This window comes from Pseudomonas sp. KH_046_2 (assembly GCF_057838985.1).
In genome coordinates, this window is sequence record NZ_CM174480.1 from 4,056,135 (window position 1) to 4,075,923 (window position 19,789).

A 19,789-nucleotide genomic window follows, 5' to 3' on the forward strand; every position below is an offset into this window, starting at 1 on the left:
ACGCGTGTTTTCTGAATAAACGCGCCGCCCTGTAAACCATCGCGAGCAAGCTCGCTCCTACAAGGACCGTGGAGACGGACGAATATGAGCGACTTCAACACCCTCGAACTGCTGACCGACCCCCGTGGTTTTGCCACCCTGTGGCTCAGCCGTGAAGAAAAGAACAACGCCTTCAATGCCGAAATGATCCGAGAACTGATCCTCGCCCTCGACAAGGTCGCGAGCGATGCCAGCCTGCGATTTTTGATCGTGCGCGGTCGCGGCAAGCATTTCAGCGCTGGCGCCGATCTGGCCTGGATGCAGCAATCGGCCGAACTCGATTACGCCACCAACCTCGATGACGCCCGGGAACTGGCGGAGTTGATGTACAACCTGGCCAAACTGAAAGTTCCGACCCTGGGCGTGGTGCAAGGCGCAGCCTTTGGTGGCGCGCTGGGCCTGATCAGTTGCTGCGACATGGCCATCGGCGCCGATGACGCACAGTTCTGCCTGTCGGAAGTACGCATCGGCCTGGCGCCGGCGGTCATCAGCCCGTTCGTGGTGCAAGCCATCGGCGAGCGCGCGACCCGTCGCTATGCCTTGACCGCCGAGCGCTTCGGCGGGCAACGGGCTCGGGAAATCGGTTTGTTGTCGGAGAGCTATCCACTCGCTGAGCTGGAGAAAAAAATCGAACAGTGGATCGACAACCTGCTACTCAACAGTCCGGCCGCGATGCGCGCCAGCAAGGACCTGTTGCGTGAAGTCGGCGACGGCTCACTGACCCCGGCATTGCGCCGCTACACCGAAAACGCCATCGCCCGCATCCGCGTCAGCCCCGAAGGCCAGGAAGGCCTGCGTGCCTTTCTGCAAAAACGTCCGCCGAACTGGCAAGCCGAAACCACCAAGGAGCCCCGTTGATGAGCGCACCTGTCCTCACCACACTGCTGGTGGCCAACCGTGGCGAAATCGCTTGCCGGGTGATGCGTACCGCCAAGGCCCTGGGCCTGACCACCGTGGCCGTGCACAGCGCCACCGACCGTGACGCCCGGCACAGCCGCGAAGCTGACATTCAGGTTGACCTCGGTGGCAGCAAAGCCGCCGACAGCTATCTGCAGATCGACAAACTGATCGCCGCCGCTAAGGCCAGCGGCGCCCAGGCGATTCACCCCGGTTACGGCTTTTTATCCGAGAACGCCGGGTTCGCCCGCGCCATTGAAAACGCCGGCCTGATTTTCCTCGGCCCACCCGCCTCGGCCATCGACGCCATGGGCAGCAAGTCCGCCGCCAAAGCCCTGATGGAAACCGCTGGCGTGCCACTGGTGCCCGGTTATCACGGCGAAGCCCAGGATCTGGAAACCTTCCGCGCCGCCTGCGAACGCATCGGCTACCCGGTGCTGCTCAAGGCCACGGCCGGTGGCGGCGGTAAGGGCATGAAAGTGGTCGAGGACGTCAGCCAACTGGCCGAAGCCTTGGCCTCGGCCCAGCGTGAGGCACAATCGTCGTTCGGCGATTCACGGATGCTGGTGGAGAAATACCTGCTCAAACCGCGTCACGTGGAAATCCAGGTGTTCGCCGACCAGCACGGCAACTGCCTGTACCTCAACGAACGCGACTGCTCGATTCAGCGCCGCCACCAGAAAGTCGTCGAAGAAGCCCCGGCGCCAGGCCTGAGCCCGGAGTTGCGGCGTGCCATGGGTGAAGCCGCCGTGCGTTCGGCCCAGGCCATCGGTTACGTCGGTGCCGGCACCGTGGAGTTTTTGCTGGATGCGCGCGGCGAGTTCTTCTTCATGGAGATGAACACCCGCCTGCAAGTGGAACACCCGGTCACCGAAGCCATTACCGGCCTCGACCTGGTGGCCTGGCAGATTCGTGTGGCTCGTGGCGAAGCCTTGCCGATGACACAGGACCAGGTGCCACTGGTGGGTCACGCGATCGAGGTGCGCCTGTATGCCGAAGACCCGGGCAACGATTTCCTGCCGGCGACCGGTCGCCTGGAGCTGTATCGCGAATCCGCCCAGGGGCCGGGGCGTCGAGTGGACAGCGGCGTTGAAGAAGGCGACGAGATCTCGCCGTTCTACGACCCGATGCTCGGCAAGTTGATTGCCTGGGGCGAAGATCGTGAACAGGCACGCTTGCGCCTGTTGAGCATGCTCGACGAATTCGCCATCGGCGGGCTGAAGACCAACATCAATTTCCTGCGACGCATCATCGGCCACCCGGCGTTTGCCGCTGCCGAACTCGATACCGGCTTCATTCCGCGCTATCAGGAGCAGTTGCTGCCGGCCCCTGCGGAACTCAGCGACGATTTCTGGCAAGCCGCCGCCCAGGCGTTTGCCCAGAGCCAGCCGCCTGCCACCCGCGCCGATGACCCGAGCTCTCCATGGGCGGCAGGTAACGGGCTGCGCGCTGGTTTGCCGAGAGAGATCACCCTTCACCTGAGCTGTGAAGGCCAGGACCGGGCGCTGACCCTGGGCGACATCAATGCCCACAGCGCTCTGCTCAAGGGCGAGCAGCTGCTGACCGAGCAGGCTGGCGTACGTCGTCAACACCGCGCAATACGCCGTGGCGAACATGTGTATTTGCAGTGGGACGGCGAGCTGCGTCGCATCGAGGCTTACGACCCGATCAGCGCCGTCGAGGCCAGTCACAGCCATCACGGCGGGCTGACCGCCCCCATGAACGGCAGCATCGTCCGAGTGCTGGTGGAGGCCGGGCAATCGGTCGAAGCCGGGGCGCAACTGGTGGTACTGGAAGCCATGAAGATGGAGCACAGCATCCGCGCGCCCCACGCAGGGGTGATCAAGGCGCTGTATTGCCAGGAAGGCGAGATGGTCAGCGAAGGCAGTGCACTGGTCGAACTGGAAGAAGCATGAAATGAAGATCGGTCCTACGCATCGCGAGGACCGATCTGATCAGAACCTGGCTGTTGCCTGAACCACTACGCCGATGATTCGACAATCCTCGGTGTACAAGGCTTTCGGATACGTCGGATTGAGCGGGACCAGATAACGCTGCCCGCCCTCTTCGATGAGCTTGCGGAACGTGGCTTCGGTGCTGCCCGGCCACTGGGCAATGACCAGTTTGCCAGGCTCGGCGTCCACCGCCGGGTCCACCAGGATCAGCATGCCTTCCGGGATGCTGATGCCATTGGGTGCGGTCATCGCATCACCTGCCACTCTCAACCAGAATGCCGGCCCCCGGGCGTGGTAATCGGACAGTTCAAAGTGCCCTTTCCCGTACGCCGGGACGTCGCCGTCGCGCACTTCGGCAGGTTCGCGCCAGTCACTGACCGGGTAGCGATAGTACGGGTTGTACTTCTGTGTCAGGGGGATTTCGTCGTCCGTTGACGCCTGCGGTTCCCGGATCACCAGCGCCACTTCGAGAAACTCGAGGCCCAGCGCCCGCAGCACACGGTTCATGTCTTCGATGCCGGGTTCACGACGTTTGTTGAGCCAGTGGCCAATCCCGCCCTGGGACATCCCGAGGCGCTCGGCGAGTATCTCTTGAGTGATTTTGAGTTCACTCATCTTGGCCTTGACCAATTCAATCCATTTATCCATGTGCGGCACGATACGTGGGCGACTCCGGCCATCAAAACACAAATTGTAGTATTTAAATTATCGTCACAAATACAGCTCGTATTAGGCGACGAGTACCATTAAAAGTTGAAACAGAATCATCAAAAACTGAAACGCCTCGACGTTTTTTTTTGCGCCCTACTACATTTGATGCTTCCACCAATCACGACAGGAAAAATCAACCGCCCCTATTGAAAACAGTCGGCCATAGCTTCCATTGAGGAATAGTACATACTTAAGATTGAAGTCTTTACGTTTAGCAGATGGTTCGCGCTCAGATTTCGTGTAGCTACGCGCTAAAAAGGTGTTTGTAACAGCCAGTAGACGGGCAGTCTGGAAGGATCTACTTAGATCTCTTTGCGGACGCGGTAAAAATAACAGCACCTACTTTCAACCCGTGCTGGGTAATTTTGCACGCGCCATATGCTGGGACTATTTATTAACTTGTCAGTGGTTACTTAAACGTGGCTCTGTCTGACAGAACCGAGGTCAAGCAAAGACAGCCGAGTTAAATGGATGATGAAAATTAAGACTGGATAGTGCCACGCCTACGATCTCAACCGGTAATGAGCGGCGCCCATCGGTAGATCTACAACGAGCGATGACTGAAAAAACTCTTGAGTCCTTCGCCTCCTATAAGTCACCCAAAACAACTAAAACACTCATGGCAGTCACAATGACCAAAACCGATATATTATTGATTAAAACGTGCAGTATCCCTTGGCAAGCGTCGGCGTGTACCTTGGCGGGGACGCAAACCGACCATGAGTTTTCACTTCGATTGGAATTCTTTTCATTAAGAATGGAATCAGCCAACCATCGTGCAGGAACGTTAAAGGTCTGCATGAGTGCCGTGCATGAATTGTTTTATGCCGTGAAGGCGGCTATTGCTAGAGGAGTTTCCGCGGTGTTGCACTGAACAACCGCATTCCGAAGCGCACCTCCAGTTAGGTGACCTCTTTGCCCCGCAACTGGTATCGCTCATGCATCGAGCGGCCTTGCCTAAGATACCGACTTTGGCACTGCGCACAAAGCATTCGATACTCCTGAAGGTTTCTATAGATGCCACTATAAACATTTGGTTTATACAGCCTATCGAAATTACGGCCTACCTTCTCTTCAGTCGTCATTAGAAAATAAAATGAAGTCATTAGTTTTTAAAACCGGAAAGCATGCCCGCCCTGTTTTCGGCCGAGGCGGTGTAAAAACGGTTTAGAGCAGGTTTGACAGTCAGAACCAGAACGAAAATCGCGTTTCTATGCAAATTTCAGATCCGCTGATTCACCAATCCTTGGCAGATTTTACGTAGCGTCGCAGCCTTCAAAATAGTGTCTGCGTTTTTACACAGTCTGGGCCATTAGCTGCCGCTGGGGACTGCCCTTTATGGAGCCCAAAAGAAAAAGGTCGAAGGTGGCAAGACTAAAGAAACCCCATATACGGCGACTCACCTGACCGCTACATTGTTACCTGCTCGATGAAGGTAACCATGCGCTAGGTCAGGGAGGATAAATGCTCAAGAGCATCGAAAAAATAAAAGGCCTTGGGGTCTATCAGAATTACAACAAGCCTGCAGACACCCAAGAGTTTGGAATCAAGAACCTCATTTACGGCTGGAATTATTCCGGGAAGACAACCCTCTCCAGACTGTTCGCTCAGCTTGAGGCGAAGACAGCCAACCCGGATTTATCCGGATGCGAGTTCTCGTTCGGTACCGACGATGATGCGATCACCGAAAAAAACTTCAATCGCTCCAACATCTCCGTTCGCGTTTTTAATTCAGATTTTGTAACGGCCAATCTGCACTTCGATGGCGGAAGCTTCAACCCCATCCTCCTACTCGGCAAAGAGTCGGAGGAAGCACAGCAAAAGATTGACAAACTCGTTGAGCGGATCAAGCGTTCTGATTCGGCTCAACGCAAGCTAAATGGAAAATTTGAGAGTTTTAAATCACGCATTGCCCTAGCCAAAACAGACGCTGCCAAGTTCATCCGTCAACGATTAAAAGTTGACCCCTATACGGCCGCGCATCTGGGACAGGATGTGCTGGCAGTGAGCATTCTAGACTCCCAACTTTTGATGGAAAAAGAGCTCGCTGATACCATTGAACTGGCATTGACGCCTGATTCCAAGAAGCCGAGCACTGTTGATGAACTTCACACTTCTCCAGCGATTGAGGGGCTGCAAAAAGAAGCCGTGACGGTGCTTGCCGAAACTCCAAGCTTTTCCAACACCCTGAAGCATCTCGAAGAAAATCCGGCCATCGAGCGTTGGGTGCAAAGTGGCTTGCATCTACACCCCACTGCCGGGACTTGTGAGTTTTGCGGCAACGAGCTAACACCGGCTCGTCTTGAGGCATTTCGCAACCACTTCTCTGAAGATTTGGCAGACCACCAACAGAAAGTTGAAGGGTTGCTTGAACGAGTGAGGGCGGCAGAGTTGAGATTGGTATGGCCTAAAGCTGCCGAACTCAATCCGCAATTTCGCGAGGGCTACAAGCTCGCAATCGACTCGCTACCGGTAGCCATCGATGCATTCAACCAGGCGGTCAAAAAACTAACCGCCGAAGTTCAAGGCAAAGCCGATAACTCCCGTAAAGCTATGGAACCCAGCCCACTAACTCAAGGATTGGAGATAGCAATTAAGGATGCCGTAGATAAGGTCAACGCGATCATCCAACAAAACAATGAACTGGCCTCCAACTTCACGAAGATCAGAGCAGACTGCCTTCGTAAGGCAAAGTATCACTACGTTCAGCAGTTCATTGATGAACAGGATGCCGCGGGTTTAGAGGTCAAGAAGGATCGGCAGATGACACGGTCTGACCGGCTGAAGGCTTACGCCTCCAAACTCCAGCCACAAATCGACATGCTCCAAGCCGAGATTGGCCAAGCTCAACAAGGTAGGGAGAAGATCAATGAACGCTTGAATTCGATGCTCGGTAGTGAGGCTGTACAGATAAAAGTCGTCAAAGACCCAACAGGACAAGATCGATTTCAACTGATTCGAAAGAACGGGACCGTTGCAAAAAATCTGAGCGACGGGGAACGAACCGCCATTGCTTTTTCATACTTCCTGACAAAATTGCAGGAGATTAAGCCAGCAGATTTCAAGGAGACCATCGTCTACATCGACGACCCGATCTCAAGCTTGGACGCCAATCACATTTTTCAGGTGACCGCTGCTATTCGGGCGCTTTTCTTTATGCAAACCGACAAAAATGCGCCCTGGCAAACCACTTGCAAGCAACTATTCGTATCCACACACAATTTTGAGTTCTTCAACCTTCTCAGAGAAATCAAGCCTGTAGCAAGTAAGCAAGGAGCACGGCTCTTTCTGATCAAGCGAACTGCGGAAAAATCCTCAACGCTGGAAAACATGCCCGCCTCACTGGCACGCTATCAATCCGAATACCACTTCTTATTCGAAGTTATTCATCGGTTCAACCAAGCACCGGATAAGACCGCTCACGATGTGTTAATGCTGCTCCCGAATGCAATGAGGCGCTTCATCGAGCTCTACACCTATTCCCGCCTCCCTGGACCCAAGGATGCCGAGCAAGTTGATGAGCGCGCAGAAGTGCTGTTTGGCGTCGAGCGGGCAAAGCGAATCCTCAAAATCTTTCACTATTTCAGCCATGGCAACACGCTTGATCGGCTTGCCGGCAACAACGAACTTATCTTCGATCTGGAGCATGCCGTCAGGGACCTGATCGATGCCATCTCGGAAAAGGACAGGCCGCACATGGACGCCCTGATTGCAGCAATTCAACCCTGATCATGTAAGACATCCAAATGCTTGAGCGGATCGATCTCGAACCGCTCTTGCGAGACCTGCTGAAGGGTAACGGACAAATATATTATCTCTACACTGCCCCCACATGGCTGATCGCTGCCATCTGTGAGCGGCAATGGGTCGTTTTCTGCCCTTCGCGACAGGCAACAATCGGCCAATAGCAGCCCTTCATGATCGGCTGCTATTGGCAAAAAGGCAGCACTAGCCGACACCGACCTACGGCGAGTGTCAGCAATGGGCCGCAAGTGTCGCACTACTTCGATGCCACCACTGCCGGTGGCTGCCAGCTGCCTTCGCCAGCGGGAAGAATCGAAGGCGGTGCGGTCTTCGGCCAGTAGAGACGCAGCACCAGATAGGCCGTGTCGTCAGGCGCCGGCAACCAGTTGGCTTCCTTGGCCTTGCCCGGCGAGTCCTTCTGGATGTACAGGGTCAGCGAACCGTCCGCGTTTTTCTTCATGGTCGACAGCATCGGCGAATTGATCAGGTAGCGGTTGAGCGGATTCTTGATCAGCAGCTGGCTCTTGCCGTCATACATGGTTACCGACCAGAAGGCATTGACTGGCGGCAGTTTGCCGGCGGGGAAGGTGAGCGTGTAATTGTGCTTGCCGGTATTCAACGTCTGGCCGTTGCCATCGGTACGCGTAATGGGGTACATCGCCTCGGCGGCGTCATTACCGTACAGACCAGCCTTCGCAGCGCCAGCCCGCATCAGCCAGTCGGTCTGAAAAAACGCCTGGTCGCCAAAGAACGCGCCGACGCTCCAGCCGTTGATGTTCTTCATTCCGCTCGCGAGGAACTGGTCGACCTTCTCGTCGCCGGCCTTCATCCCGAGCAGGACCACGGCCTTGTGCTCGAGCGAGAGGTCCTTGAATTCGAAGCTGCGACCGGGGCCTACGCCGATGCTGGCCAGCCTGGCACGGATCGCCTTGTCCTCAGCCGATGGCGGCACATACTCCAACGCGGCCGACAGGTACTCAAAGAAGTTGGCCTTGATGCCCTCCGTGGTGGCCGGCACGAAAGCAATCTTCGGCGCAGCGGGCGGCGCGGGTTGATGGAGGAAAGCGGACAGCGGCTGGACCTTGTAACCCGCCTGCACCTTCTCGACATTCGGCATGTCGGCCGGATTGAACAACTGGGTACGGATCAACGTCAGCGCGAAGGGCGTCGTGGAGCTGAACACCTTGTCGATGCCTGGAGGTGTCGCACCCTTCCAGTCGGGGCCTGCAATCAGATAGCTCCCGGGCGCGCTGGCCGTGGCCCGGCTGCCGATGTAGCCGTAGTTATAGGTGTTGCCGTCGATCAACTGCACCGAGTAGTAGCGTTTTTTGGAGACGGCCGGCACGGTGATCACCAGCGGCTCGGCGCGTAGGTCGGCCCAGAGAAAGGAGTACGGCGTGTCGCTGTTGGGTGTAATGATGGCCGTGTCAGCGGGGGTCGCGACCTTATGATCGTTGTGCAGTTGGTTGAAGGGGGCCTTGAACTGGCTAGACTTGGAGTCCACCGCGAATTCATTCATCACGGCGTAGTTCATGACCAGCGGCAAGCCGTAGATAAAGCCTTCCTCGGCGATCGCCTTGGTCTGCTCGAGACTCGGAGCGGGTACGCCCTTGGCCACACCCGCCTTGTCTGCCTGCGTGATCGGATCGGTCTTACTCGCACACCCCGCAAAAAGCGTTGAACCCACTACGACGACTGCCGCAGCCATTGTCCATCCCCGGTTAAACATCCTGTTCATTTCCACCTCGTTAGTTTTGAGCAAGCTGGCACCGTGAGTCTTCATAGCCACGGTGAAATAATCTGTACGCCTGAAGCCCTCCCGACTTTTCAGTAATGCCGAGTCATTTTGGCGATCAGGGTTTCAATCCAGGCGTTGTCGAACTCGCCTGATACACGATAGCCAGACAAGGGTTTTTGCTGATCGACTGGCATGCCCCCATCCAGACCGCGGCCCAACTGAAATTCAGGTCTGTCTCCCGACTAAGTAAATCCTGTGGCGAAGCACCAACTCATACGCCCTGGGAGTGTAGATCACAATAAATGGACTTACCCCTACAAAACCGGACACCAACTCCCTCGTTATTTCTACGTCTTATCGGCACGATGAATACGAGATGCAGGTCAGATTCAGTTCCGTAACATTTACTCGTCGCCGTTACGGTCCATTTAGCTTCGAGAACAGCCGATCGTAATCAGCAGCCAAAAGCGGACAGTTAGAGCACTGACTGCTATGTGTCCGAGATTAACTCTTAAGGCCAGCCAGCGACCGCTATGGGTTGTGGATTCAACCGGTTGCGAAAGGCAGAAAGCCGCCAGAAGCAACCATTGGCGACCTGTCGAACAACCGCTGGATACGTCGGAAGCGACTGGCCCATTTACCGGTCGCGAACGACGCATGATTCTTAGGACTGCTCACTCAACCCATTCGAAATCCGGCAGTTTGAAGCTCTTGTCATTCAGCGCCTCAGTGCCGCCATAAAAGCGCATGGCCGGTAGCGGGCGCTTTCCGGCGGTGGGAATCCAATTGCTGTCCAGTCCGGCAGGCGCTTTGGGGCCGATATAAATCGTGACGCCACCGTCGGCATTTTTCTTCATTGCATCCAGATCGTACGAGGACAGCGTCGTGCGATTGGTATCGCTGTAGATGAACGACATGGTGTCACGGTTATAAACGGTCAACGCCCAGAACTGCTTGACCGGCATCTTTGCCGGTACATCGATCTTGTAGTTCTGGCCGGCTTCGAGGGGCTTGCCGTTTTTATCCGCCATGGCCATCAGGTATTGGGTGGCCGGTGAATCGCTCAACTCCTTCGGCATATAGGTACACCAGAAGTACTCCGCCGCCCGCCCGATCAGGTCAATGCTGTCAGGGTATTCAAAAGAGAAACGCTTGTTTTCGTCGGTCATCAACAGCGAGGCGTAGTGGCGATCGGGCCAATAGAACTTGTCTTTTGGCAGGTTATCGAACCAGTGTTGCAGGTAGAACCAGGCGTCAATTGCAGCCTGGCGCATGGCTTTTTTTGTCAGCTCGTCAGGGGCAAACGGCTTGCCTTTCTCGATGCCCAGTGACCGCAGCATCCCGATCATTACCTTGTCCTGTGGACGCGCAGGTTCAGTGCTCATCACTGCATGCATGTCGAAGAAGTGTCGTTCGTCATAGAAGGGCAGCGTCGGGTAAACCTTGTCAATCGGATCGATAAAGCGCTGCTGTGGGGGATTGCTCGCTTCTGCCAGGTAATACATGCGCAATTTCTTTGCATACTGATAAGCGTCAGCAGCGGTCTTGCCAGGGGCGCGCACAGAGCGGAAAGCCAGGGCGATCCGGTAGTTGGGGGACGGAACGTGAATGTAGCCGGCGGGGATTTCGCCGGTAAAACCCGGCGGCGTGAACAGCAATTTCCCACCCTTGCCCTTGTCCAGACCCGATGGGCCAACGTCGGCGATGGTCAGTTGCCACGCATCCACCACTTGGCCGTAGACGCTACCCTCCTCGCTGGCAGCGGGCAATTCGAGGACGACCGGCCCCTTTTGCAGGTCGGTGAATGCCGTGATGTACGGCGTGCTGCTATTGGCAGTGATGGCCTCCAGTTTCGGCGTCGCCGGCGCCGAATAGGCAATGATGTCGTTGTCCTTGACGCCCAGGTTGTCAAAGGCTGCGCGCCTGAAACTATAGATGGCGATCGCCGGCATATTCCACAGCACAGCTTCGAACGCGCGCTGGTACTTGATCTGGTAGTCGAAGTCCTGGATGGAACTGCGCGACCCTGAAGGCGGCTGCCCTCCCTGAGTTTCCATTCCAGCCTGTGCGAGGCTGGCATGAGAGTTCGCCAGCACCGCAAAGGCCAGTACGCTGACGATGAACACCCTGTTTTTGCGCATCGATTATATCCCCGCAATTGATCCCTGATTGGCAGGCAGCCGACAAACACTATAGTCAAACGGCTATCCAATACTTTTGTAGCGGGGATTTACTCGAAATCACCTGCGGTTGAGGTTTCTATGTGGGTCAATGATGACCGTCTGCATTGGGTCGGTTTCAGCCGGTCGTGGCAGGCAGAAAACGGCCAACTTCTGCCCTTTGACCCGGAGCGACCTCAGCGGCAGCCTCCAAGAGGCAACGGTCATTCGTGCAGTAGTGTCGGCCGGTGAGTGTTCGGCCAGAGCGGAGGGTCAAGTGCCGTCCTGAACTACCGTTTCCGCCCGGTTGCTTTCGAGAGACGTGGGCGGCCGTAGTCCACGAACTCTGGCCGCTGGTCTCGAACCATCCCAACAGTAGCGTGCGAGGGACAATTACCTGTGCCTTTCGCGCTGGCCGACGGGAGTGCAATCCGGTCGAATGTCTCGGTCATGGCTGACGTAGTCCCAATGTGCTTCAGAAGCCACGAGATTGCGATAGGGTAGTGGATTTGCCGGACAACGCTGCGCGTTACCCACCATCCCCCCCAACTGCCTTCCGATGTTCATTGACTACCAGAGCTTGGGCTGACGGTGAAGCGCCGTCCTCTGACCTCACACAATGGGCCAGACTCTACTTCCCCCCCGGGGGAGTTTCAGGGTGGCACATCAGCACGCGCGCGGAAGCCGGTGAGGTCGAGCACCGCCGTCGTTCAGCGGTAGTCCAGTGCGCGATCCCGTCTCGCACGGGCGCTCGAGAGCGGCTGAGCCGCCCTTAGGGGTGTTGCTTCTGCATGTATTCGGTCAACGCCATGACGAAGTCTTCGCGTGCGCTCAGCACCGCCTGAGGATCGACGCGCGAGCTTCCTGGCGGGGGGGCGGCACGGGCGTCGATCCAAGCCTTCATATACGCTCGGAAGCTAGAGCGCACGGGCTCCAGGGCGGCGCCGGCCTTGCTGCCACCGAGCAGGACCGATTCGTCGACGCGATTCAGCGTCTTGAACAGATCGGCCTCGGCGGCAAACCGCCTTTCGCGGTTCTGGGCCTCTGCCGTTTTGGAGATGCCGGCCTTATTGCGTACGCCGGCGTCGTACTGCGCGAGCGCGCCCGTCTTCTCGCCCGCCATCGCGTTAAGGTCGCCGGTCCCCCTGGTGCGCTCGGGAAAGCTGTCGCCGGCAGGGGCAGGCCCTTGCTTCTTGCCGACGAGCGGACGGACCGGCTGTCCCTCTGGCGTGCGCATCAGCGGCATCGCATCGAAATCCTGGGCCCCGAGCTCGGTCATTCCCTGTTCGAGGGTCAACGAGGCCATTCCGCCGCGCAGGCGCGCGGCTTCCACGACGCGTACTTCTGCAGACGCCGCGCCGGCGCCCAGACGGTCCGGCGCGTTCCTGGTCGAGCGCAGATAGGTTGCCAATCCCATAGCTTGGCCACGGATGTTGCGACGGTTCAGGTCATTCTGCATGGTGGGATAGCTGCCGCCCTTCTTCACCAGGGCTGGGCGGATCTGCCAGCGTTTCTGCGGATTGTCGCCGTATGCGGTGACAACGTTCACATCCCTCACGGGAGATTTTTCGGTTCCGACCCCGACGCTCACGGATGTGGTGATGGTGGTGGACCTCCTGGTCATGCCGCTCTGATCCTCGGCGATCCGGCGATGCAGGTCCACACGGTCCGGCAATGGCAAGTCCGCAGTCGCCGCTCCAGTGTTGCGAGCGGTCTCCAGCACCGTGGCCACCTTGGCGGCGGCCTTCGGATTGTTTCTGTAGCGCATGGCGAAGTAGCGCCGCTCGGCTTCGACCTGGGCGAACTCGATCATGTTGCCGATTTCCTGGACGGGCAGCTGTTCGATCTGCTTGGTCAGAGGGTCTGCGGGACCACCCGGCTTATTGGAGCGGGGTGGTGCGGCCGGTGGCTCCTCCGCGGGTGTCTTGGCCGGCGCAGCCGCCTTCGCCGGCGGCTCGCGCTCGGCATCCGGCGCGTTGCCTTCGGACGTTGGCTTGAGAGCGGCCGGCGCCTTGGACGGCGGCGCGACTACGGCGGGTATCACGGGCTTGGATCCGGTCGCGTGCACTACCGGTAGACTTCTCGGCGCGACCGGCTCGGCCGTTGCGGGTGGCGCCTTGGGCTTTGGCTCCGCCGGGCGGGCTGGGAGCGAGGCTCCGGCCTGAACCTTCGGCGGGCTCGCCGGTTGTACCAATGCCGACGGGTTTGCGGCGGGACCGGTCGCATCCAACGATGTCTGCAGGGGCTTTGCGGTCCCGATCATCAGGGCGGCCGTCGTACTGATGGCTGCGCTCTTGACCTGCTTGCCGACAGCCTGCCCTTTGGCCTGGTATCCGGCGAGCTCCGCCGTGCGACCGGACGTGGCGGCGTTGACGCTGAGGCTGACAGCCAACGCCGTGGTCGCCGCGCGCGCCGCTTGTTCGGGGGTTTCGCCGCGATTTAGCGACGTAGCAAAGGCGGCTGCCGAGGACGCCAGCGGCGCGGCGATCTGGCTGACGATCTTGTTGTTGGCAGCGCCCAGCGCCCCCCCGGGAAGGCTGGTCGCCGCTGAGAACAAGCCGGCCTGAACGGCGTCCTGCACAGACGCGCCGCTGGCCATTGCGTCCAGGGTCGTCGAGCCGCCATTGACCACCATCTCGGTCGCCACGCGCTCGAGCACCTTGTTGCCGACCCCGGCGCTTCTAAGCGCGGGGCCGAGCGCGCGGGCGGCCGCGCCGCCGGCGCCGGCGAAGAATCCCTCCTTCGCGCCGGCCCAGCCGGCGTCCTTGAAAGCCCTCCACGCATCGTCCGCCGATCCGCCGCCGACCGCTGTGACGAGAGCGGCGGTGCCGCCCTTGTACAGCGCATTGCCCGTGCCGACCACTGTACCGGTGCCGGCGATCGTCAGGACAGTACCCCCAGCGCCGGTGATCCCGGCCCCCGCCACCGCTCCGGCCACGAACGGCGCCGCCACCACAGCGGCAATGCTCACGGCGACCGCGGCAGAGACGGCGGCGGTGATCTCCAGCACGGTGAGGACCCGCTCCGCGCCTTTGATCATCCCAAAATAGTAGGCATCGGCCAAGGCGCGGACGAGTTTGCAGTTGGCGTTGACCCGCGGCAAGATGGTGGCGGCCCCAACCATATCGCCGGTTTTCAGCAGGGCGTCGAGTTGGATCAGGCTGTTCTGGGCCATCAGCCGCGCCATGACGATTTGCATGCCAGGATCGTCCACCCCGCCGAGCAGGCTGGCGAAGTACGAGATGACCCAGTGTTTGCTGTCGAGCTTGACCTGGCCCTCGTAGCGTTCCCACGTCATTTCGGTGTTGCCCTTGGTCAGCATGTAGGCGTGTCGCAGCTCGCTGGCGAGTGTCGTGCGGACATAGTCGCGTTGACCGCGGCTGATCGGAACCCGATTACCTTTGCTGTAGATGTAGAACTGTTCTGGATTTTGGGGATCGGCGTTGATCTCCATGATGGTCCGCGCCAGTCCAGCGAGCGCGTCGGCTGCCTTCGGGTCGATCTCCAGCGCCTTTGCGATCTGCTGATTCTTGCGTTGAGAAGCCTCCTGCTGACGCAGAGCCTCGGTCTTTGGGGTCAGGTTGAGACGCGCCACCTCCAGGAGCCTGCGCTCCTCTTGCGAGATGTCCGAGCGTCGCAGCCGTTCAGAGATCAGGTTGTACTCGTCTCGGATTTCGACAGGATCGGTGAGGACGCGGCTGCCGCGTTCGGTGAGGATGCGGGGCAACGGAGCCGCACCGATCCGTTTGTCGGGTTCGGTCAGTCCCTTTTTTTTGGCCCTTCGCTTGCCTGCCTGGAGCTCCAGTTGTTGCCGGCGGGCGAGCTCCAGCTTGATGCTGTGAGCGACGACGCGGATATGGTCGTCCTCCACACTGCCCCGGATCTGCTGATTGAGCCAATCCTCCAGTTCGTCGAGCTCGATCTGCAGATTCTGGTCCGACATGTTCGGTATATCCTCCAGAAGGCGGCTCCCGCCGTTCAGCCAGTCGGCTGGCTTTCGGGCGATGACGGCCCGGCCATCCCGGCGCTGTTGCGCCACGTGCGCCAGTTCATGTGCAATCAGGCGCCGGCCTGCCATGGAATGGGGCTGATAGGCGTCGCGCGCGAACATCAGATGGTCGCCCATGGTCAGGGCGCTGGCGCGCAGCAGCCTGGCAGTCCGGGCGGCGTCGTATCCATGATGCAGCCTTACGTCACTGAAATCCGTGTGAAACCGGTCTTCGAACCAATCCCGCAGGTACGCTGGCAGTGGCCGTCCACCCTGGATCGCCGGGCTGTTCGGGGCTTTGGGTGGAGCGGTAACGGGGAAGTGACTCATCGGGTGGATCCCCTCTGGACGCATCGCTGCGTCGGCCATCCGGTCGGCTTCCGATTCGGAAGAGGATCTCAGAGGAGACAGTGTCAAGCCGGCGGCGGACGCCCGGATCGGGGATTGCTTGCGCGCCTCAGGTCGAGAGGTCCGATTGGCGTCGGCCTTCGAAGTGGAGGCGACAGCGCGCTTCGCGTCGTATGTCGCCTGGCCCCCCATTAGCGTTCTCCCAGCGCATCGGCCAGCGCGCGCGCAATTGCCCGCGCGTCAGCACCCGCCTTGAGGTTCAATCGCAATGTCCGTTGTTCATAGGGATTAAGGCGTCCAGCCAATGCCGCCTTGCCGAGCGCCATTTCGATGGCAGCGCCGAGCGCCCTGGCAGTTGCCGCATCGACGCCGCTGATTGAGAGGCGATCAATCCGAATTCGGGTATTGGTATCCATCAGCGTGCTCCTTCAACCCTGTCCAAGACCTGAGGCATCGCGATCAAGCTTGCGATATTCTGCCGCGATTGCGGCATGCAAATGACGCATTTCAATCACCCCGCCATCCGCGCACGCGCAGTAAGCGGCGTTGGTCGCGATGGTCGAAATATTGCCGCCGGACAAATCAAGCCGGGCCAGTTGCTGCCAATCGATCACGCCCTGCGGGGCTGTCTGCGGAATTGCGCGCTGCCACAAAGCGAGTCGCGCGGCGACGTCGGGCAGAGGAAAGTCGACAATCATCCGCAAGCGGCGCAGGAACGCCGTATCGAGATGAGTCTTGAGATTCGTCGCGAGAATCGCAAGCCCGCCATAGGTCTCCATGCGTTGCAGCAAATAGCTGACCTCCGCATTGGCATAGCGGTCGTGACTGTCCTTCACCTCGCTGCGTTTGCCGAACAGCGCATCGGCCTCATCAAAAAACAGCACCACCCCCCCCCGCTCCGCCGCATTGAAAATTCGCCGCAGGTTTTTCTCCGTCTCGCCGATGAATTTGCTCGATAGGCGGGCGAGATCGACGACATGGAGATCAAGCTTCAACGCGCCCGCGATAATCTCCGCCGCCATGGTTTTGCCGACCCCGCTCGGCCCCGCAAACAAGGCACTGATCCCGGTCGCACGTCCCAGTACGCGACGCAATCCCCACGCCCCATTCACCTCGGCTCGCCCCGTGACTTGCGCGACGAGTGCATCCAGCGCGGTACGAGTTTCAGGCGCAAGAACAATATCGTCCCAGTTCCGCCGTGGTGTGATATGCGTCGAGAGCGCCTCGAGATCACGCGCACCGAGATCACGGCACGCTGCCCACAATCCACCCGCAGCGAGTCCCGGTTGCCGCGCGATGGCCGCAATGCGGCTCGGGCCGAGCGCAAATTGTTCGGCCACCGTCAACACCTCGGTTACAGGCGCATCCACGACCACGCGCCACAAAGCGGCGCGTTCAACAGGAGAAATGGAATCGATCCGGGTGACAGGTACGTGCTCCATCTCCTCAATGGGCGCTTCGCTGACCATCAGGAGAGGTTGCGGTAAAAGCCGATCTAGCCGCTGCGCTAAACCCTGCGTGCCATCTGCTTCGACATTCAGAATAATGCCGCATCCCGCAAGCACCGCATCACGCGCCAGCGCCAATTCCGATCCAGCGAGACTCGCCTTGACGCTCCAGGCACCAACGCCAAGTCGCGCAAGAATTTCGGTCGCAAGCGCCGTGCGACCGGCACCAGACTGTCCGATAATCTGCAACCGCAAAGGAACACCATCGATTTTGGCGAGCCGCGTCGCGAGATTCTCCAAGCGCTGGGGCAGCGGCACGGGTGCCAGCGGTTCCACACCTTCATCGATGCCCATTTCATGCCCGCCAAACCCGCAAAGAAGATTGCGCATTCTTTCGGGCAATTCAATCGCCGCCCCCATCGGCAGCGAAGAATTTGGCTCAACGCTTAACAGCGCGTGTCGCCGTAGCGGAGCCTCGCTCGACAATCGCTGCATGGCCTGGGCAGGCAGCCGGTCGGAGTAGAAAAGCAGTTTCGCCAGCACATGCGGCGTGCAGGGCGAGGCCGTTACCAGGCCCTGCAACGCCCCATACCGTGGACCAAATGAACCATCGATGGCCGGCGCAAGCGCCAGCAGCAATACATCTTCATCCCAACGTGCGAGGCAGAAGCATTGCGATATGAGGTCGAGCGCCGAGGGCTGCCCCAGGTCGATCATCGCGTCGCGTGCGGCAAGATAGGCCGATCGGCTATCCGCATCGAACGCCCCAGCCAATCGGTCGTCGGCCCACTGCAGGCCCAGCCGCAGCACATCGTCATTCAATGAAAGCCAGTCCGTGTCCTCGTGCACGGCGGCCTGCTCTTCGGCAGTTTCCTGCGGCGGGCCATCGTGCAGCCCTTGCGTTGTTGCCGTCGTTTCGGAAGTCATGGGTCGAGCCTGAAAGTCAGTGCGTTCTCGCGGCTACGCACGCCGTTTGTCTGGGCCGCGACTCGGTAGGGTGTCGCACGCGGGGGAAGCAGACCTGCAATTGCGCTGACGGGAATTTCGACTTGCACGGACGTTGGTGCCGCCCATTGATCGCCCGGTTGCGGGGGCCGAACGGGCACTGCGACATCCGCCATCAGGACCTCACTGGGCAGCGTATCCGCCCAAAGGCGCTGGCCAGTGAGACGCAGGATCGCGCCTGCGTTCCCGAACGTTGGCGACGCGGTTGCAACAAGCGGGATCAATTGCATCAGCGCGCTGTTGGACGTAAGCATGCGGTCGGTCAAGACCGGCGTTCCTCGGTCAAGACCGCCTTCAACACCGCTCACCGCAGTAGCCGACATCAAAACGATTTCCAGTGGTCCGGGTTGCAACTGGGTCTCCGGCGGGATGGGCCGCACCGCCAGGTGATCGAGATCTATCGGATATTGCGCGTCGGGGACAAGGATGCGGATGATCCCGTTCGACGGCAGCGCAACGCGAATCGGCTCAAGCGACCCTAAACAGACATAAAGCCGCTCGGCGGTCGTGGGCAGATGCTCGATCGTGATCTCCTCGCCAATCCCGATGCGAGCATCGCGCAAGGAAGAAGCGGTGGGCGGGGCTGTCCGATAGGCGTCGACAAGAACGGGTGGTCTGGCGATTGAAGCCAGAATCCGACGCCTCAACACGGGCTGCGCCTGACGATGCGGGAGCCGCCCCTCGATCTGCACGACGCTGGCCTCGTACACGACCGACCGGCGTAGATTGGCCTCGGGCATTGCCGACCACAGCTTCGATACTTCGTCGAAGGGAATGGGATGCAAGACCAGCTTTATCCGCTCAAATTCGGATTGCAGTACGGGATCAAGAACCGGGTCACCGATGGCCCCTGCCCGGTTGGTGAGAAGGAGCATGTTCTCCATGCGCGCGCCGAAATCGTGCAACACCAGCATGGCGTCGCCGAGGATGGATTGGGCGATGATATCCGAGTCCTGCTGGTCCTCGGAGCTGGCGTAGCTGCTGACAAGAAAACGCATGGTCAGTGACAGCGGTGGATGACCGAAGGCTGCGGGATGCTCGTGACCGGGAATTGACTGGTTCTTGAGCTGCGCCTGCTCCAGCACCTGATAGAGATACAAATTGACGCGGGGTCCGTTGACGCCAGCAATCGTCACATCTGGCGGGGCGAGTGTGACCGACACACCGGCACTTGCCATACGGTCCAGCAACAACCGCCGAAGGGTGCGGGATACGGCGGCAATCGCGTTGAAATTCGCCATCGAAGCTCCCTATCGTTCCTGTCCACGACGAATGCGACTGTAGCTGGCGAACCCCTGCGAACGAGGTGGGCCTGTCTCCCGAGATGGACCAGGCAGCGGCGGAGCAACCGAGATATCAATGCGACCAATGCTGACAAACGGGGGCACAGACGTCTCTTCCAGGTTGTCGCTGCGCTGTTCGACAGAGTTAGGCGGAGTCTGCATTGGCTGAGGCTCGCGGGTTTTGCCTGGTCTGCCTTCATCACGAAAAATATGGTCGATCACCGATTGCAACGTGATGGGCTGGCTGGCAAATGCATGCGCGGTTTTGTCCAATGGTCGCTGGACAATGCGGGGTTCAATCGGCGGAGTTCTCTCTTCGATGTGCAGGTCCGAAGCAGTGGCGGTTTCCTCCCTCGCGGCGTGCTGGCTTGTGGTTTCCCGCTCAGAGGGTCCTGTCGGCGACATTTCCGAATGCGCCTGAAGCTGCCGCCCGCCCCGCTCGTGCCGGGGTCGGAGCGGTTCTGTCGCATCATG

At 59.2% G+C, this 19,789-nt stretch carries 11 protein-coding genes; 4 read left to right on the forward strand and 7 right to left on the reverse strand.

Features of this window, described 5'->3' with window-relative positions; all coding sequences use genetic code 11:
• Window positions 1–84 precede the first annotated feature (84 nt).
• On the forward strand, window positions 85–897 hold the full coding sequence (locus AC3IX1_RS18380) for a gamma-carboxygeranoyl-CoA hydratase (RefSeq protein ID WP_489385278.1): 813 nt from the start codon (window positions 85–87) through the stop codon (window positions 895–897).
• Window positions 897–2,852 carry an acetyl/propionyl/methylcrotonyl-CoA carboxylase subunit alpha gene (locus AC3IX1_RS18385; RefSeq protein ID WP_489385279.1) on the forward strand — a complete coding sequence of 652 codons (1,956 nt, stop codon included), beginning with the start codon at window positions 897–899 and terminating at the stop codon, window positions 2,850–2,852. The genes AC3IX1_RS18380 and AC3IX1_RS18385 overlap by 1 nt, the downstream gene beginning before the upstream one ends.
• Before the next feature lie 39 nt (window positions 2,853–2,891).
• Here the strand turns inward: AC3IX1_RS18385 and AC3IX1_RS18390 are convergent, their stop codons facing one another.
• Window positions 2,892–3,539, reverse strand: coding sequence for a LexA family protein (locus tag AC3IX1_RS18390; protein ID WP_489385280.1), 648 nt, complete (start codon window positions 3,537–3,539; stop codon window positions 2,892–2,894).
• Window positions 3,540–4,233: 694 nt separating this feature from the next.
• On the opposite strand from AC3IX1_RS18390, the gene AC3IX1_RS18395 reads away from it, so the two are divergent.
• Both AC3IX1_RS18395 and AC3IX1_RS18400 read left to right on the forward strand, forming a co-directional pair.
• Window positions 4,234–4,476, forward strand: coding sequence for a hypothetical protein (locus AC3IX1_RS18395; RefSeq protein WP_489385281.1), 243 nt, complete (start codon window positions 4,234–4,236; stop codon window positions 4,474–4,476).
• A gap of 590 nt (window positions 4,477–5,066) precedes the next feature.
• On the forward strand, window positions 5,067–7,331 hold the full coding sequence (locus tag AC3IX1_RS18400) for an AAA family ATPase (protein WP_489385282.1): 2,265 nt from the start codon (window positions 5,067–5,069) through the stop codon (window positions 7,329–7,331).
• Between the two features lie 271 nt (window positions 7,332–7,602).
• On the opposite strand, the gene AC3IX1_RS18405 is transcribed toward AC3IX1_RS18400, so the two are convergent.
• The 6 genes from AC3IX1_RS18405 to AC3IX1_RS18430 form a co-directional block, all read right to left on the reverse strand.
• Entirely contained in the window at window positions 7,603–9,075 is a 1,473-nt protein-coding gene (locus AC3IX1_RS18405) for a DUF1254 domain-containing protein (protein WP_489388760.1), read from the reverse strand.
• Window positions 9,076–9,758: 683 nt separating this feature from the next.
• Complete coding sequence (locus AC3IX1_RS18410) at window positions 9,759–11,225, reverse strand: DUF1254 domain-containing protein (protein ID WP_489385283.1); 1,467 nt, start codon at window positions 11,223–11,225, stop codon at window positions 9,759–9,761.
• 790 nt (window positions 11,226–12,015) lie between these two features.
• Window positions 12,016–15,561, reverse strand: coding sequence for an eCIS core domain-containing protein (locus AC3IX1_RS18415; RefSeq protein WP_489385284.1), 3,546 nt, complete (start codon window positions 15,559–15,561; stop codon window positions 12,016–12,018).
• A 209-nt stretch (window positions 15,562–15,770) separates the two neighbouring features.
• Window positions 15,771–15,995 carry a hypothetical protein gene (locus AC3IX1_RS18420; protein ID WP_489385285.1) on the reverse strand — a complete coding sequence of 75 codons (225 nt, stop codon included), beginning with the start codon at window positions 15,993–15,995 and terminating at the stop codon, window positions 15,771–15,773.
• A gap of 12 nt (window positions 15,996–16,007) precedes the next feature.
• Window positions 16,008–17,954, reverse strand: a complete 1,947-nt coding sequence (locus tag AC3IX1_RS18425; protein ID WP_310353785.1) for an ATP-binding protein — start codon at window positions 17,952–17,954, stop codon at window positions 16,008–16,010.
• The gene (locus AC3IX1_RS18430; protein WP_489385286.1) at window positions 17,951–19,273 is read right to left on the reverse strand and encodes a Pvc16 family protein; all 1,323 of its coding nucleotides are present in this window, start codon (window positions 19,271–19,273) and stop codon (window positions 17,951–17,953) included. The genes AC3IX1_RS18425 and AC3IX1_RS18430 overlap by 4 nt, the downstream gene beginning before the upstream one ends.
• Window positions 19,274–19,789 lie beyond the last annotated feature (516 nt).